Below are 15,180 nucleotides of genomic sequence, written 5' to 3'. Positions count from 1 at the left end.
CATCGCCGCTGACCCGCTGGAACGACCAGGACGCGCGGTGCAGTCCCACCTGGGCGTCGGTCACCGGCGAGCCGGCGCTCATGATCCAGCCGGGGGCGGGGCCGGCGGTGGCGGTGCGGAGCAGGTCGTCGGTGTCCGGGTCGCCGCCGGACAGGAAACCGGCGCGGCGGAGCTGGTCGGGGGACGCGGCGCCCGCGTACCAGGCGGCCAGGCCGCGCGGGGTGAGGCGGGCCGCGCCGGTGCCGCCGGGTTCGAGGCGGGCCTGGCCGCCGTCGAGGACGAGGCGGTGGTTGCCCTGGTGCCAGGGGCAGACGTCGTCGGTCAGGGCCAGGTCCACGGTGCCGGACAGGTGGCGCGGCCAGCCCCGGGCCGCGACGGCGGCCGGGGCGTCGACGACGCGCAGCATCCACGGCTGGGCCGAGGCGACCTTCGCGTCCACCCGGGCCAGCAGCGACCAGACCGGGTCCTCGACGCCCAAGCGGATCACCACGGTCGGCGCGACGCTGGCCCAGCCGCCGAACATCGCCAGCAGCGTGCGGGTCGCCTCCGGCGTCGCCCCGATCAGGTCGTCCACGGTGAGCTTGCCGCTCGCGTCGTAGCCGGGGCCGCGGTCCCAGCTCGCGTACCCGACGAGCTCGCCCGCGCCGTCGACCGCGACGGTGAAGCCGTGGTAGTCGGCCAGCAGCTGCTCCGGGGTCGCCGTGAACAGCGTCCCGGAACGCTCCATCAGGCCGGTGCCCGCCCGCGCGACCCGGCGGTAGAGCTCGTACACGGCCGGGATGTCGGCCTCGGTCGCGGGCCGCAGCTCCGTCTTCGGGTCGGGGCGGATCTCGGCCAGCACCCGCGCCCCGACCGTGTGGTACGTCAGCGCGCCGACCTCCTCCCAGCCCAGCGCCCGGTACGGCAGGGGCGTGGTGTCGAACAGGGTGCTGATCGCCGCGCCCCGCTCCCGCGCACCCGCCAGCAGGCTGGTCAGCACCAGCCGGCCCAGGCCGCGCCCGCGCAGCTCCGGCGCGACCGCGACCCCGGCGATCCCGCTGACCGGCACGACCCGGCCGCCGAACCACTGGCCCTGCTCGCGGTCCACCGCCTTGGCGACCAGGCGGCCCGCCGGGTCGAACACGCCCAGCGTGCTGCGCCCCGGCGCGTTCGCGCCCCAGGTCTCGGGCATGGCCTGCTCGTGGTAGCCGAAGGCGAGACTGCCCAGGTCCCACGCGAGCTTGTTCTCCTCCGGCCGCAGCGGCCGCACCTCGTACGTCACGCCGCACATCCTGCCAGCCCCGCCGCCACCGGTCCCGCGGTTATCGGGGCGGCGGCGGCCGGGTCGCGGCGGCGGTCAGGCCAGGGCGTCGACGAGGGCGGACAGCGCGGCGGCGAGGCGGGGCAGGCCCTCGTGCGGCGGGCCGCCGGGCTCGGTCGCGTACACGTCGCGGCGGACCTCGATCATCAGCGCGGTCACCCGGGGGTCCGTGCCGTAGTGCTTCAGCGGGACGTAGCAGCCCGCGAAGGGGCTGTCGAAGCCGACCTCGTAGGCGGCGAACGCCTCCCGCGCGGCGGCGCGCAGCGCGGGCGGGGTGTGCGCGACGTCGGTGCCCAGGCACACCTGGGGCCGGGGTCCGTCGCCGTGCAGCTCGTACGGCAGCGGCAGGGACGGGTAGGAGTGCACGTCCAGCACGATCGCGCGTCCGGTCGCGGCCAGCCGCTCGTCCACCAGCGCCGTCATGCCCGCCGCGTACGGGTGGAAGTGCCGGTCCAGCAGGCGCCGCTCCACGTCCGGGTCGTCGGCGCGCAGCCGCTCGCCGTGCGAGGTGCGCGTGTACACCGCGCCCATGCCGACCGCGCGCATCACCTCGCGGTCGTCGGGGAACCGCTCCGGGTCGACGACCAGCCGCGACCACTCGTTGACGAACCGCCACGGCCGCAGCCGGGACGCCTGCGCCGCGCCCGCCGCGATCAGGTCGGTGTGCGCGTCGGTCATGTGGTCCAGCTCGGCGGCCAGCGCCGCGCCGTCGAGCACCAGGCCGCTCGCCGCCGGCTCGCCGACCCGCCGCGAGGCGTGCGGCACGTGCAGGACCACCGGCGAGGACGCGTCCCCGGGCTCGACCCGGAACACCGGAACCGACAAGGTCACCCTCCTGAGCACTGAAGATCGAATCGGGGGTGACGGTAGCGGCGGGGTCCGACAGCGGGCGGCTCAGCCCCAGGGCCGCAGCTCGGGCGCGGGTGCGCGGCCCAGCGCCCACGCCGCCAGCGCCCGCTCGTCGGCCCGCCCGCGCAGGCTCGCGAGCAGCTCCGGCAGCCAGCGGGCGACCAGGCCGTCGGGCCACTGCTGCCAGCCGTAGCCCAGGCCGAGGTCGGCGTGGTGCACCTCGACCTCGCGCCAGCGTGCGAACAGCAGGTAGGCGGCGGTGATCAGGCTGCCGTCCCCGGTCTGCACCTGCCGCCGCCACACGTCGGCCGGGGTCCGGGCGAACGCCGCCTCGACCGCCTCGTCGGCGGCGACGACGTCGGCGACCAGCTCGGCGACGCCGCGCCCGTGCCCGGCCTCGATCTGCGCCGCCCGGCCCGCCCGGCCGCCCTCGTACTGGTCGACGAGCTCGCCGCGGGCCGCCCCGTCGAGCCGGCGCACCACGCTGTCGGCGTTGCGCGCCAGGTGGGTCAGCACGTGGCCCACCGTCCAGCCGGGCAGCAGGCTCGGCGCGCGCACCGCGGCGTCGTCGAGGCCGTCCAGGGTGCGATGCAGCCGGGCGTGGGCCTGGGCGCAGGCGGCGATGTCGGCACTGACGTCGGAACTGATGTCGGTTTCGGACATGGGGCCATTGTTCCAGCACGGTCCCGCGCCGGGTGGCCCAGCCGCCCGCCCGCTGTTCACGCGGCCGGCGGCCTCAGTCGCAGGGCTGCACCGGCCGGTCCGTGGGCCGGAACTCGATCGTCAGCGCGGGATCGGCTGAGGTGAACTGGATGCGGTCGGCGTCGAGGTAGCGGATGGTGCCGCTGGTGTGCCCGTCGTAGGTGGTGACCCCGGTGGACTTGTCGGCGCGGCCGCCCGGGTCCGGCGCCGGCGCCGTCGCCCTCCAGTTGCGGCCGTCGAAGCTGATGACGTCGATCCCGCAGTGGCTGACCAGCCGGACGCGGTGCTCGCCGGTCGGGGCTGGGGCCGCAGCCGCATCCTGCTCCGCCGGTGCCTGCCGCTGCTGGCCGGCGCAGCCGGTGGCGGCGGACAGCACCGCCGCCAGGACGGCTGCGGTCAGCACCGCCCTCGTTCGGCGAATTCCGGGCATGCGCCCACCTCCCCGCTGGTGCGGGGTGGCCCACCGGGCCGGTGGGCCACCCCGCCGATCGGAACGTGCGTTGTCGGGTTGGACGGGCGGGGCGGGCCACCGGTTGCGGCCGAGCCTCGCCCGGACTCAGTAGATGACGTGAGTGAGCAGGTTGATGTCGTCGCCGGACGGGTTCTGCGCCGTGCCGCCGACGGCGTAGATGCAGCTGGCCGTCGACACGTTGTGGCCGACGCCGATGGCATGCCCGACCTCGTGGCAGGCCGTCTGACGGCGCTGGGAGTAGGTGCTGTGGTAGTAGTCGTTGACCTTGATGACGACGGTGCCGTCGACGAAGGTCCGGCTCGTCGTGTAGTAGCTGTAGGTGGTCTCACCCTCCAGCCCGGTGGCGCCGTAGTTGCCGTTGTAGACCGTCACGCAGTGCGATCCGCTCGGGCAGGCGCTCGTCCGGTGCCACACGTCGATGTCCGGGCTGGTGTTCCAGCTGGGAATCGCGGCGCTGAAGGGCCAGTTGGCGTTGCTGTAGTCGCGGAAGTAGACGACCGGCCGCGTTCCCGACCACTTGATCGGCGGGCAGCGGCCGCTGTCCAGCGCGTACGCCGTGCCGTAGTAGCACTGGAACGGGTCCATCGGCCGGATCACCCGCGCGGGGGCGGTGATGCCGAGGTTGGCGGCGAGCTGCTCGACGCTGACGCCCGGTGCCGGCGTGTAGATGGTCACCTTGACGATGCCGCCGGGCAACTCGACCGCGGTGACCAGCTCCCGCTCGTGGCTGTCCGGTGCGTGCTGCGCGGCGGCGCCGGGTGCGGCGGTGCCCGCCAACGTGATGAGGGCCAGCGCGGCGGCTGCTGCCGCGCGCATGACCCATTGCCACGTGTTCTTCACGTGTCCTCCCCGTGTGTTCAGTTGTGTGTGATCAATTCATGGAAATATAGCAATCAGTCCACAGTGGAGCCATCCCTCCGGCGGGTGACTCGGCGCGGGCCGCGTGCCACCCATGATCGTGGCGAGTGTTGAATGGGCGGCATGGTGGAGCAGGCGCCGCGCTCGGCGGACGAGTTGCTGGACATCGTCGACGAGCGGGACCGGGTGATCGGCACGGCCGTCCGCGCCGAGGCGTACGCCCGCAGGCTGCGCCACCGCTGCGTGTTCGTGCTGGCCCGCGACGGCGCCGGCCGCGTGTTCGTGCACCGGCGCACGGCGGGCAAGCTGGTCTTCCCGTCGTGCTACGACATGTGGGTCGGCGGCGTGGTCGGCGCGGGGGAGTCCTACGACACCGCCGCGCTGCGCGAGGCCGAGGAGGAGCTGGGCGTGTCCGGGCTGCCCGCGCCCGTGCCGCTGTTCACCTTCCTCTACGAGACCGCCGAGCACAGCTGGTTCGCGGCCCTCTACGAGGTCCGGTGCGACCTGCCGGTCGATCCGCAGCCGGAGGAGGTCGCCTGGCACGACTTCCTCACCGAGGACGAGATCGAGCAGCGGCTGGCCGACGGCGGCTGGGAGTGGGTGCCCGACGGCCTGGACGCCTGGCGTCGCCTGCGCGCCTGGCGGCAGGCGACCGGGTAGGGGATCCGGCGGGGCTCAGGGGCAGGACGTGCCGGCGCACCGCCGCCAGGCGGCCAGCGTCGCGGCGTCGCCGGCCGGGTCCGGGTCGTTGCCGGGGTCCGCGTCGCCCAGCAGGTTGACCAGCTCCCACGGGTCGGCCGCGAGGTCGTAGTACTCCCGCTCGGCCGTCCGGCCGCCCTGGGCGAAGTACTCGGTGTACTGGTGGCGGCCGGGGACGTAGCGGGTGGCCCAGGTGGGGTAGCCGCCGTTGTGCGAGTCGCGCCAGTACTCCAGCAGCGTCGCGTCCCGCCGGACCGGACCGCGCAGGTCGCGGCCGTCCAGTTCGTAGCCCGCGGTCAGCCCCGCGGCGGCGAGCACGGTGGGGGTGACGTCGACCGTGGAGGCCAGCCGGTCGTCGGTGCCCGCCGGGATCCGGCCGGGCCAGGACAGGAACAGCGGCACCCGGAACGCGGCCGCGTACGGCATGAACTTCTCGGTCAGGCCGTGCTCGCCCCAGAACTTGCCGTTGTCGGACACCAGCACCACCAGCGTGTCGGCCAGCTCGCCGCGCCGGGACAGGCGCTCGCGGATGCCGGCCAGCGCGTCGTCGACCGACAGCAGCGTGCGCAGCTGGCCGAGGCGGATCGCGTCGCCGGCGGCCGCGTCGGCGTCGTGGCGGCGCACGTACGCGGGTTTGTCGCCGCGGCCCCGCTCGCCGACCGCGGGGCTGGGCCGCCACGCGAAGCCGCGATCGGCGTACCCGGGCTCCGGGGTGTAGGGCGCGTGGGGTGCGGTGAAGCTTGCGTACACGAACCACGGCCGGCCGTCGTCGGCCTCGAACCCGTCCAGGTAGCGGTTGACCTGCTCGCCGATGAACGTCGTCGAGTACGGCACGCGCCGCGGTCGCCCGTCGACCACGAAGCGGGCGTCGGTGTAGCCGCCGCCGACCAGCGCGGAGCGGTCGAAGCCGGGCGGCGTCTGCGCGATCGGCCAGTTGTTGGTGAACTTGCCGACGGCGGCGGTGGCGTACCCGGCGTCGTGCAGGGTCCGCTGCAGCGTCGCGGTGTGGTCGAGCCTGCCGATGTCGGCCTGGTGGCGCACGCCGTGGTTGTGGGCGTACCGGCCGGTCAGCAGCGTGGCGCGGCTCGGGCCGCAGCTCGGCGTCGCCGCGACCGCCTGCGGGTACGCGGTGCCGTCGGCCAGCCACGCCGTCGTGCGCGGCAGCGCCGCCATCGCCTCGGGGCGGGCGTCGTCGAGGACCACGAGCAGCACGTTGGGGCGCTCGGGCGCGGCGGCGGGACGCGCCGGACCGGCCTCGCCGGGGCGCAGCTGCAGCCCGGCGGCGAGCGCCACGGTGGCGGTCAGGAGCACGGCGAGCCGCCGGCAGCGGCGCATCACGTATCGCATCCGGACAAACTGCCAGCAAGATCGAAGCGCCGGAAATGAAACACCGGTTCACAGGTATGAGGTGTTTGTTAACGGTCTGCGAACCCCGCTGGACGCGCGGCGTTAGCGTCTGATCGTGACCGTGCTGCTGACCCGCTCCGACGTCACGCGGGCCGTCGACGTCGACGAGGTGCTGGAGCTGCTCGACGCGGGCTTCCGCGCGCCCGCCCCGCCGCAGCCGCCGCTGCGGGCGCGCACCGACCTGCCCGGCCCGGGGACCGCGACGTGCCTCATGCCGGGGCTGCTGCCGGGCGTGCCCGCGTACACGGTGAAGGTCAACGCGAAGTTCCCCGACGCGGACCCGGCGCTGCGCGGCGTGGTGTGCCTGCACGACCTGCGGACGGGGGAGCTGCTGGCGCTGGCCGACTCGGCGAGCGTCACCGCCTGGCGCACCGGCCTGGCCGCCGCGCTGGGCACCCACCTGCTGGCCGACCCCGGCGCGGTCACGCTCGGCTTCGTCGGCGCGGGCGCGCAGGCGCGGGTCGTCGCCGCCGGGCTGCGCCGCCTGCGGCCCTGGCGCGAGGTGGTCGGCACCGATCTGGACCTGACCCGGGTACGCACCCTGGACGCGCTGCCGCTGGAGAGCGCGGCCGCCGTGGCGCTGGCCGCCGACGTGGTGGTGCTGGCGACCTGGTCGCGCCGCCCGCTGCTGAACGCCTTCGACGCCCGCCCGCGCCAGCACTTCACCACGCTCGGCGCGGACGAGCCCGGCAAGATCGAGCTGGCGCCCGAGCTGCTGCGGGCGGCCCGGGTCGTGGTCGACGACCGGGAGCTCGCGGCCGCCGCGAGCGCGCTCGGCAGCGCGGGCCTGGCCGCCGACGCCGCCGCGGGCACGCTCGGCGAGGTGCTGCGCGGCGAGCTGCCCGCCCGCGACGGCACCGACCGCCCGACCGTGTACGCCCCGGTCGGCCTGCCGTGGCAGGACCTCGCCCTGCTGTGGCCGGTCTACCGCCGCGCGAGCGACGCCGAGCCGACCGTCATCGACCTGCTCGGCTGAGCGGCCGCCGCCCGGCCGAGCGACCCCGCGCCGATGCGCGGCGGCTCGCGCCGTTAGCGACGCATGTTTCGCGCCGTTCTGGTTATGTGGTGACCATGGCGGACGCGGGACTGGGCGCAGCACTCACCCGGCTGCGCGACGCCGTCACCGCCACCCGCTACCCGCTCGCCCTGCCCGGCTCCGGCGCCGCCGCCAGCCTGGCCAAGGCCACCGCCGGGCAGCTCGACGACTACCTCATCCCGCGGCTGGCCCGCCTCGACGCGCCGCTGCTCGCGGTCGCCGGCGGGTCCACCGGCGCGGGCAAGTCCACTCTGGTCAACAGCATCGTGCGGGCGCCGGTCAGCGTCGCCGGGGCACGCCGGCCCACCACGCGGGCGCCGGTGCTGGTCTGCCACCCCGCCGACGCGGCCTGGTTCAGCGAGGCCAACCTGCTGCCCCGGCTGGGGCGGGCGGGCAGCGCCGAGGCGGGCGGCGTCGGGCTGCTGGTGCTGCCGGTGGCCGTGCTGACCCAGGGCGTGGCGCTGCTGGACTCGCCCGACATCGACTCCGTCGAGGAGGACAACCGGGCCCTGGCCGAGCAGCTGCTGGCCGCCGCCGACCTGTGGCTGTTCGTCACCACCGCCGTCCGCTACGCCGACGCCGTGCCGTGGGAGCTGCTGCACGCCGCCCGCGACCGCGGCACCGCCGTCGCGATCATCCTGAACCGGGTGCCGCCCGGCGCCGAGGCCGAGGTGGCGCCGCACCTGACCGAGATGCTGGAGGAGCACGGCCTGGGCGGGGTGCCGCTGTTCGTGCTCGACGAGCAGCGGCTCGACCAGCACGGGCTGCTGTCCGAGCAGGCCGTGGCGCCGCTTCGCGACTGGCTCGACTCGCTGGCCCGCTCCGCCGCGGCCCGCGCCGCCGTGGTGCGCCAGACCGTCGACGGCGCGGTGGCCGCGCTCGTCCCGTCCACCAGCCGCCTGGCCGAGGAGGCCGACGCCCAGTCCACCGCGGTCGTCGCGCTGGCCGGGTCGGTCGACAGCGCCTACCGCGAGTCCGAGCTGTCGGTGGACCACGGCGTACGCGACGGGACGCTGTTCCGCGGCGAGGTGCTGGCGCGCTGGCAGGAGCTGGTCGGCACCGGCGAGTTCATGCGCAACCTGCAGGCCCGCGTCGGCCGGCTGCGCGACCGGATCGTCGGCGCGTTCACCGGCAAGCCGAAGCAGGCCGACGAGGTGATCGTCGCGCTCGAGTCGCACCTGGTCACGTTCGTGCACGGCGCGGCCGCCGACGCCGCCGAGAACGCCGCCGCCGCCTGGCGCGCCCACCCGGCCGGCGGCGACCTGCTGGCGGCCCACCCGACCCTGTCCCGCGTCTCGCCCGACCTGGACGCGCGCGCCGACCGGATGGTCCGCGACTGGCAGCGCGGCGTGCTGGAACTGGTCCGTGACGAGTCCGCCGGGCGGCTGTTCGCCGCCAAGTTCAGCGCGTACGCCGTGAACGCGCTCGGGCTGTGCCTGATGGTGGTGGTGTTCGCGGCGACCGCGTTCATCCCCACCGGCGCCGAGATCGCCGTCGGCGCGGGCGCCACCGTCGCCGCGCAGAAGGTGCTGGAGGCGATCTTCGGCGACGACGCGGTGCGGCGGCTGGCCGGGCAGGCCCGGCAGGACTTCCTCACCCGGGTGCACGAGCTGCTCAAGGAGGAGGCCGCCCGCTTCCACACGGTGCTGGAGGGCACCGGCGTCGAGGACGGCGGCGGGGACCGCCTGCGCGCCGCGGCCGCCGCCGTGGACGCCGCCCGCCGGGCCGACCCGATCTCCGGACCCGACGGAGCCGCGGCGTGAGCGCCCCTACCGTGGTCGAGCGGATGGCGGCGCTCGAACGGTTCACCGCCGCCACCGCCCGCCGGCTGCCCGGCTCCGACCTCGCCCCGGCCACCAGCCTGATCGGACGCGCGGGGGAGCGGCTCGCCCTGTCCCAGCTGCACACCGTCGTGGCGCTGGCGGGGGCCACCGGCACCGGCAAGTCCAGCATCTTCAACGCGCTGGCGGGCGTGACCCTGTCCCAGACCGGCGTACGCCGCCCCACCACCGGCGAGGCGCACGCCTGCGTGTGGGGCGCCGACCACGCCGAGCCGCTGCTGGACTGGCTCGGCGTCACCCGCCGCCACTTCCGCGACGGCGGCGAGCCCGACCTGTCCGGCCTGGTGCTGCTGGACCTGCCCGACTTCGACTCGGTGCAGGTCGCCCACCGGGCCGAGGCCGACCGGCTGCTGTCGGTGGTGGACCTCATCGTCTGGGTGCTGCACCCGCAGAAGTACGCCGACCGCGTGCAGCACGCCGACTACCTGACCCGGTTCCACCGCCACCGCGACATCACCGTCGTCGCGCTCAACGCCGTCGACCTGCTGTCGGCCGCCGACGCCGAGGAGTGCGTGTCCGACCTGCACCGGCTGCTGGCCGCCGACGGCCTCGGCGACCTGGCGGTGCTGCCCACCTCGACGGTCGGCCCGCCCGGCCTGGACCCGCTGGTCAAGGCGATCCGGCAGGCGGTGTTCGCGCGGCAGGCCGCGGTGCGGCGGCTGGAGGCCGACCTCGCCGACGTCACCGCCGCGCTCGCCCCGACCGTCGCGCCCGCCCCACCGAAGGCCGCGCTGGACGCCGACGCGACACGTACCCTCACCGGGGCCCTGGCCGGTGCGGCCGGGGTGCCGGTGGTGACCGCCGCCGTGGAGAAGGCGTACGTGCACCGCGCCCGCAAGGCCACCGGCTGGCCGCTGCTGCGCTGGATCCGCCGCACCCGCGCCGACCCGCTGGAACGGCTGCACCTGGGCGACCACCGGGCCACGGTGCCCGCCGCGACGTCGCTGAGCCCGGCCGGCCCGGCCGCACAGGCAGGCGTCGCCAAGGCGCTGCGCGAGGCGGCCGACCGGGCCGGCGCGGCGCTGCCCGCGCCCTGGCAGGACGCGATGCTCGCGGCCGTGCGCGCGCACCGCGACGACCTGCCCGACGCGCTGGACCGCGCGGTGGCGAGCACCGACCTCGGGGTGGCCCGCAAGCGCTGGTGGTGGCGCGTGGTCGGGCTGCTGCAGTGGCTGTTCACGGCGGTGGCCCTGGTGGGCCTGCTGTGGCTGGGCGTACGCCTGGCGATGGAGGCGCTCGCCCTGCCGCCGCTGCGTACGCCGAAGGTGGACGGCTGGCTGCCGATGCCGACCGCGCTGCTGGCCGGGGGATTGCTGGCCGGGCTGCTGCTGGCGATCCTGGTGCGCCCGGTGGTGCGCATCGCCGCGGGCGCCCGCCGCCGCCGCGCCGCCAAACGCCTGCGCGACTCGATCGCCGGGGTGGTCAAAGACCTGGTCGAGACCCCTGCGACGGCCGTCCTCACCGACTACGCCACCGCCCGCACCGCCCTGCGCGACGCGGGCGCCCCACTCCCGTCCCGCTGACCGCGCCGGTAGGCGCCGCCGTCGCGCTGGTCGCGGTCGCGCCGGTCACGCTGGTCGCGGTCGCGCCGGTCACGCTGGTCGCGGTCGCGCCGGTCACGCTGGTCGCGGCGGTCGCGTGGCGGTTGAGGCAGGGATGATCGCGTTTTCCGGTCAGGAAGTGCAGTCTCACCTCACTTCCTGACCGGAAAACAGTGATCATCGAAGCCACGCGGCAGGGGTCGCGGCCCGCGCGGGGGGAAGATCGCGGGTTCGTGCCATGGTCTGCGGTCTGACTGCGGGGTTTGGCACGGAACGGCGATCTTGCCCGCGGTGGTCCCGGCCGGACCTGGTAGAAAAGGTCGCCATGACCACTGAACGTCCCGATGTGCCCCTGATCGCGGGTGAGCGTGAGCTGCTGCGGTCCTTCCTCGACTATCACCGGGCCACGCTGGCCTGGAAGTGTGACGGGCTGACCGACGAGCAGCTGCGCGAGCGGTCCATGCCGCCGTCGACGCTGACGCTGCTCGGGCTGGTGCGGCACATGGCGGAGGTGGAGCGCACCTGGTTCCGCAAGGTGATCAACGGTGAGGACATCACCCTGGTCTGGTCCCCGGAAAACGACTACCAGGTGGCGTACGACCCCACCGGCGCGACGCGGGCGGAGGCGTTCGCGGCCTGGCAGGCGGAGGTGGAGCACGCGCGGCGCATCGAGCGCGAGGCGGCCTCGCTCGACGTCGTGGCGCACAACAAGCGCTGGGGCCAGGACGTGTCGCTGCGCTTCGTGATGCTGCACCTGATCCACGAGTACGCCCGCCACAACGGCCACGCCGACTTCCTGCGCGAGGGCGTGGACGGGGTCACCGGCGCCTGAGCGCGGAATCGGCCTTGCCAGGCGGCGCTCCGATCATTAACGTCCACTCGCACCGGTCGACCCGAGGGAGCCCGTCATGGCAGGCCGTCCGCCCAGAACCGTCTCCATCGCGTCGTACCTGCTGGTCGCCCTGGCCGCGGTCGCCCTGACCGACGTCGCCGTGTCGGTCGTGGCGCTGGACCGGCTCGCCGCTGAGGCGCCGCCGTTCCTGGCCTCGCCGCTGGCGGGTCAGGTCGCCGATCCGCGGCTGGTGGTCGAGGTGACCGAGCAGGGGCTGCGCTGGAACGCGGTGGTCGCGGCGATCGTGGCCGTGGTCTTCGGGATCCTGGGCCTGCTCATCCGGCGGCCGCTGGCGACGGCACGCAACCTGGTGTGGGCCGGCGGCGCGGTGCTGCTCTTCGTGCTCTCGTGCGGTGTCACCGTCAACCCCGACCACGCGGCTCCGGCCGATGGCCTCGCACGCTGGTGGGCGATCACCGAGCTCGGCCTGATGCCCTCGTGGCATGCCGGGGTGCGCGGGGTGCTGACCACCGCCGAGCTGGTCCTGCTGATCCTGGGGTGCCTGCAGCTGCTGCGGCCCACCGCCCGGGACCACTACCGCAAGCAGACGGCCGAGGTCAGCCTGGGCCGGGTGTACGCCCAGCGGCAGGAGCGGCTGACGCGGGAAGGCGCCTGACCGGCGGTGTTGCGGACAGACGGACGGCCCGCGCCGGGTTTGGCGCGGGCCGTCTTTCACGGTGCCGCTACGGCGCGATGGCGATCAGGGAGACCTTGTCGTTGAGGTCGGCGCCCACGTAGAGGTGGTCGCTCTTGACGAACAGGCGGCAGGTGCCGAGGTTCGTGCCGGAGTCGTCGTCGCACAGCAGGGCGCGGCCGGTGCCGGGCAGGCGCAGCGAGCTGATCGCGTCGTTGCCGACCGGGCCGAGGTTCTGCGCGGTGTACAGGCCGGGGCCGAAGGTGGTGGTGGCGCCCGCGTAGTTGCGGTCGGCGTAGGTGTGCAGGAGCCCGCCGGAGGCGGGACCGGCCAGCACGGCCAGCGTGGAGATGCCGTCGTTGAGCGCGCCGTCGCCCAGGTTGTGCTCGCCCGGGGTGAACATCCGGCACAGGCCGAGGTCGCCCTGGCCGCTGGTGCCGGTGGCGTCGTTGCGGCAGCCGACCACGCGCCAGCCGTCGCCCACGCGCAGCGACGAGATGGCGTCGTTGCCGACGGTGGCGAGCTGTCCCGCCAGCGCCGTGTGCACGCCGGGGTTGAAGCGCTGCGCGGCGCCGCCGAGGTTGCCGTCCTTGGCGGCGATGAGCGCGGGGGCGCCGACCGCCAGCAGGGAGATCTTCTTCTCCATGTCGCCGCCGACGCTGGTGTGCTCGCCGGCCCGGAACAGCCGGCACATGCCGAGGTCGGCGCTGGCGGTGCCGGGCTTGGCGTCGTTGTCGCAGGCGACGACGCGCCAGCCGTCGGCGACCTTGAGCGACTTCACCGAGTCGTTGATGCCGAGGCTGCCGTTGACCGCGCCGAAGCCGCCTGAGCCGATCGGCAGGGCGGTGCCGCCGAACTGCGTGCTCTGGTACGCGGTGACGGCCGAGCCCTTGACGGGCTTGCCCATGACGGCGAGCAGGGAGATCTTGTCGTTGAGCTCGTTGCCGACGAACTCGTGCAGGCCCGCGTCGTAGTAGCGGCACTTGCCGAGGCTGCCCTTGTTGACCTTGCCGTCGGAGCCGCCGCTGTCGCAGGCCACGGCCCGGTAGCCGGAGGCGACGTAGAGCGAGGTGATGGTGTCGTTGCCGACGGCGCCGAGCTCCTTCTTCGCCGCGTCGAACACGCCCGCGCCGTAGGACTGCCGGTCGCCGGAGAAGTTGCGGTCGGCGTACGCGACCAGCGGTGCCGTCCCCACGCCCGGGATCACCGCCGCGTGCGCGGGTGCCGCGCTCAGCGCGGGCGGCAGCAGGGCGGTCGCGAGCGCCGCCCCCGCCACCAGGGATTTTCGAATCGACATGCCAGCCTCCCGAACCCGAATCGACCGAGCCGATCCGTAGACCTTGGACAGTGCGGTCCATGGCGCGGCGGCAGGCACAGGTGTCAGGGGGAGCCGGGTCACCGGCACACCTGGGGCGCTCCCCGCCGTGCGCTGGACCAGGTATGCCCTTTGTATCCGATTGAATCCTAGATGTCCATGATTGGGAGGTTTTCGGTACGAACGGCCGGGCCGTGGTGCGACACGTCCCTTGACGGATCTGGCTATTGGCATTAGCTTTAAAGCTATGCACATTAGCCAAGCGGGTTCCGGTGCCTAGGGCGGGCCTGTCCGCCGCGGCCGTCGTCGAGGCCGCGGTGCTGGTCATCGACGAGCAGGGCACGGACGCCCTCACCCTCGCCGCCGTGGCGCAGCGCTGCGGCGTCGCCGCCCCGTCGCTCTACAAGCACGTCGGCGGCCTCGCCGAGCTGAAGACCCTGGTGGGCGTACGCGTGCTGAACGAGCTCGCCGATCGCTTCACCGAAGCGGCCACCGGCCGCAGCGGCGCCGACGCGATCACCGCGCTCATGCACGCCTACCGGGCATACGCCACCGCGCACCCCGCCCGCTACGCCGCGATGCCGCCGGACCCGCTGCACCAGCCGGAGCTGGCCGCGGCCGGCCTGCGCCAGCTCGCGGTCATCCAGGCCGCGCTGCGCCCGTGGCAGCTGGACGCGACGGCCCAGGTGCACGCCATCCGGCGGCTGCGGGTCATGGCGCACGGCTTCGCCTCGCTGGAGTCCGCCGGCGGCTTCGGGCTGCCCGAAGACCTCGACGAGACCTATCGCCAGCTCATCGGCTCGTTCCTCGACACCCTGCCCACCCCCTGAAACGGAGCAGACCGTGACCCGACCCCTCACCCGCGTCCGCCTGGCCGCCGCCGCGCTCGCCCTGGCGGGCGTGCTGTTCGCTCTCTACCCGGGCCTGCGGCCATGGCGCGACGAGACCACCTTGCAAGGCGCGCAGGAGAGCATGTCCTCCGGCTGGTGGGTGGCCACCCACCTGTTCGCCATGATCGGCTTCATCCTGGTGCCGCTGGCGCTGCTCGCCGTACGCCGCGTGCTCGACGGCACCCGTGCCGAGCCGCTCGCGCTGACCGCCGCCGTGACCACCTGGATCGGCGCCGGGCTCACCCTGAGCTACTACGGCGCCGAGGACTACGCCCTCAACGTGCTCGCCACCCGCAGCGTCGCGGGCGACCAGCTCGACCTGCTCGCTCTGGCCGAAGGCATCCGCTACCAGAGCACCGCGGTCACCGTGTTCGGTCTCGGACTGGTGCTGCTCGGCGTCGGTGCGGTGCTGGCCGCCGTGGCCATCGCCCGCTCGGGCGTGCTGCCGCGCCTGTCCGGGGTGCTGTTCGCGGTCGGGTTCGCCGCGTTCCTGCCGCAGTTCTTCACCCCGGCCCCGGTCCGCATCGGACACGGCATCCTGCTCGCCGCGGGCTGCGTCCAGCTCGCCGTGGCACTGTGGCGGGCCGCCGCCCCGGCCGGGACGGACCCGGCCGAGCCGGCCGCTGCCGAGGCGAACGCCCTGAGCTGAGAAGTTCGGCGACGGCGGGTGTCCGTTCCGGTGCCCGCCGTTCGTCTACCTGTCGGCGACCCGTACGGGGGCGGCCGGTGCCCGCCGGGCACCGG

Annotated in this window: 15 protein-coding genes; 8 read left to right on the top strand and 7 right to left on the bottom strand. The window is 74.8% G+C overall.

Annotation, left to right across the window (positions count from 1 at the left end; genetic code table 11):
- From AB0J67_RS33270 to AB0J67_RS33250, 5 genes are all read right to left on the bottom strand, one after another.
- Window positions 1-1,261, bottom strand: a 1,261-nt coding sequence (locus AB0J67_RS33270) for a GNAT family N-acetyltransferase (RefSeq protein ID WP_363488363.1), incomplete at its 3' end; no start/stop codon positions are given.
- 75 nt (window positions 1,262-1,336) lie between these two features.
- Window positions 1,337-2,125 carry an N-formylglutamate amidohydrolase gene (locus tag AB0J67_RS33265; RefSeq protein WP_363488361.1) on the bottom strand — a complete coding sequence of 263 codons (789 nt, stop codon included), beginning with the start codon at window positions 2,123-2,125 and terminating at the stop codon, window positions 1,337-1,339.
- 69 nt (window positions 2,126-2,194) lie between these two features.
- A complete protein-coding gene (locus AB0J67_RS33260) occupies window positions 2,195-2,812 on the bottom strand; it encodes a maleylpyruvate isomerase N-terminal domain-containing protein (RefSeq protein WP_363488359.1) in 618 nt (205 codons plus the stop codon).
- 73 nt (window positions 2,813-2,885) lie between these two features.
- Entirely contained in the window at window positions 2,886-3,281 is a 396-nt protein-coding gene (locus AB0J67_RS33255; protein WP_363488357.1) for a hypothetical protein, read from the bottom strand.
- A 126-nt stretch (window positions 3,282-3,407) separates the two neighbouring features.
- Window positions 3,408-4,163: a hypothetical protein gene (locus AB0J67_RS33250; RefSeq protein ID WP_363488355.1), complete on the bottom strand. Its 756-nt coding sequence runs from the start codon at window positions 4,161-4,163 to the stop codon at window positions 3,408-3,410.
- A 141-nt stretch (window positions 4,164-4,304) separates the two neighbouring features.
- On the opposite strand from AB0J67_RS33250, the gene AB0J67_RS33245 reads away from it, so the two are divergent.
- Window positions 4,305-4,841 carry an NUDIX domain-containing protein gene (locus tag AB0J67_RS33245; protein ID WP_363488353.1) on the top strand — a complete coding sequence of 179 codons (537 nt, stop codon included), beginning with the start codon at window positions 4,305-4,307 and terminating at the stop codon, window positions 4,839-4,841.
- 15 nt (window positions 4,842-4,856) lie between these two features.
- Here the strand turns inward: AB0J67_RS33245 and AB0J67_RS33240 are convergent, their stop codons facing one another.
- Window positions 4,857-6,227, bottom strand: coding sequence for a sulfatase-like hydrolase/transferase (locus AB0J67_RS33240; protein WP_363488351.1), 1,371 nt, complete (start codon window positions 6,225-6,227; stop codon window positions 4,857-4,859).
- A 115-nt stretch (window positions 6,228-6,342) separates the two neighbouring features.
- Between AB0J67_RS33240 and AB0J67_RS33235 the strand changes: the two genes are divergently transcribed.
- From AB0J67_RS33235 to AB0J67_RS33215, 5 genes are all read left to right on the top strand, one after another.
- Window positions 6,343-7,263 carry an ornithine cyclodeaminase family protein gene (locus AB0J67_RS33235; protein WP_363488349.1) on the top strand — a complete coding sequence of 307 codons (921 nt, stop codon included), beginning with the start codon at window positions 6,343-6,345 and terminating at the stop codon, window positions 7,261-7,263.
- Between the two features lie 95 nt (window positions 7,264-7,358).
- Window positions 7,359-9,086 carry a GTPase domain-containing protein gene (locus AB0J67_RS33230; RefSeq protein WP_363488347.1) on the top strand — a complete coding sequence of 576 codons (1,728 nt, stop codon included), beginning with the start codon at window positions 7,359-7,361 and terminating at the stop codon, window positions 9,084-9,086.
- On the top strand, window positions 9,083-10,687 hold the full coding sequence (locus tag AB0J67_RS33225) for a GTPase (protein ID WP_363488345.1): 1,605 nt from the start codon (window positions 9,083-9,085) through the stop codon (window positions 10,685-10,687). Before AB0J67_RS33230 ends, AB0J67_RS33225 begins: the two co-directional genes overlap by 4 nt.
- A 343-nt stretch (window positions 10,688-11,030) precedes the next feature.
- Window positions 11,031-11,537, top strand: a complete 507-nt coding sequence (locus AB0J67_RS33220; RefSeq protein ID WP_363488343.1) for a DinB family protein — start codon at window positions 11,031-11,033, stop codon at window positions 11,535-11,537.
- A 76-nt stretch (window positions 11,538-11,613) separates the two neighbouring features.
- A complete protein-coding gene (locus AB0J67_RS33215; RefSeq protein WP_363488341.1) occupies window positions 11,614-12,213 on the top strand; it encodes a hypothetical protein in 600 nt (199 codons plus the stop codon).
- A 67-nt stretch (window positions 12,214-12,280) separates the two neighbouring features.
- Here AB0J67_RS33215 and AB0J67_RS33210 read toward each other — a convergent pair whose 3' ends face one another.
- Window positions 12,281-13,528 carry a hypothetical protein gene (locus tag AB0J67_RS33210; protein ID WP_363488339.1) on the bottom strand — a complete coding sequence of 416 codons (1,248 nt, stop codon included), beginning with the start codon at window positions 13,526-13,528 and terminating at the stop codon, window positions 12,281-12,283.
- 290 nt (window positions 13,529-13,818) lie between these two features.
- On the opposite strand from AB0J67_RS33210, the gene AB0J67_RS33205 reads away from it, so the two are divergent.
- Window positions 13,819-14,376: a WHG domain-containing protein gene (locus AB0J67_RS33205; RefSeq protein ID WP_363488337.1), complete on the top strand. Its 558-nt coding sequence runs from the start codon at window positions 13,819-13,821 to the stop codon at window positions 14,374-14,376.
- A 13-nt stretch (window positions 14,377-14,389) separates the two neighbouring features.
- Window positions 14,390-15,085, top strand: a complete 696-nt coding sequence (locus AB0J67_RS33200) for a hypothetical protein (RefSeq protein ID WP_363488335.1) — start codon at window positions 14,390-14,392, stop codon at window positions 15,083-15,085.
- Window positions 15,086-15,180: the final 95 nt, after the last annotated feature.

It is taken from the genome of Catellatospora sp. NPDC049609, assembly GCF_040675365.1.
GTDB lineage: Bacteria > Actinomycetota > Actinomycetes > Mycobacteriales > Micromonosporaceae > Catellatospora.
The sequence above is the reverse complement of the archived record's forward strand: the minus strand, read 5'-3'. Positions and strand labels throughout refer to the sequence as shown.

Bases quoted from the DNA above. Each gene is read 5' to 3' on its own strand.
- AB0J67_RS33260 (WP_363488359.1), bottom strand. From the start codon at position 2,812: ATGTCCGAAACCGACATCAGTTCCGACGTCAGTGCCGACATCGCCGCC.
- AB0J67_RS33255 (WP_363488357.1), bottom strand. From the start codon at position 3,281: ATGCCCGGAATTCGCCGAACGAGGGCGGTGCTGACCGCAGCCGTCCTG.
- AB0J67_RS33245 (WP_363488353.1), top strand. From the start codon at position 4,305: ATGGTGGAGCAGGCGCCGCGCTCGGCGGACGAGTTGCTGGACATCGTC.
- AB0J67_RS33240 (WP_363488351.1), bottom strand. From the start codon at position 6,227: ATGCGATACGTGATGCGCCGCTGCCGGCGGCTCGCCGTGCTCCTGACC.
- AB0J67_RS33230 (WP_363488347.1), top strand. From the start codon at position 7,359: ATGGCGGACGCGGGACTGGGCGCAGCACTCACCCGGCTGCGCGACGCC.
- AB0J67_RS33220 (WP_363488343.1), top strand. From the start codon at position 11,031: ATGACCACTGAACGTCCCGATGTGCCCCTGATCGCGGGTGAGCGTGAG.
- AB0J67_RS33215 (WP_363488341.1), top strand. From the start codon at position 11,614: ATGGCAGGCCGTCCGCCCAGAACCGTCTCCATCGCGTCGTACCTGCTG.
- AB0J67_RS33210 (WP_363488339.1), bottom strand. From the start codon at position 13,528: ATGTCGATTCGAAAATCCCTGGTGGCGGGGGCGGCGCTCGCGACCGCC.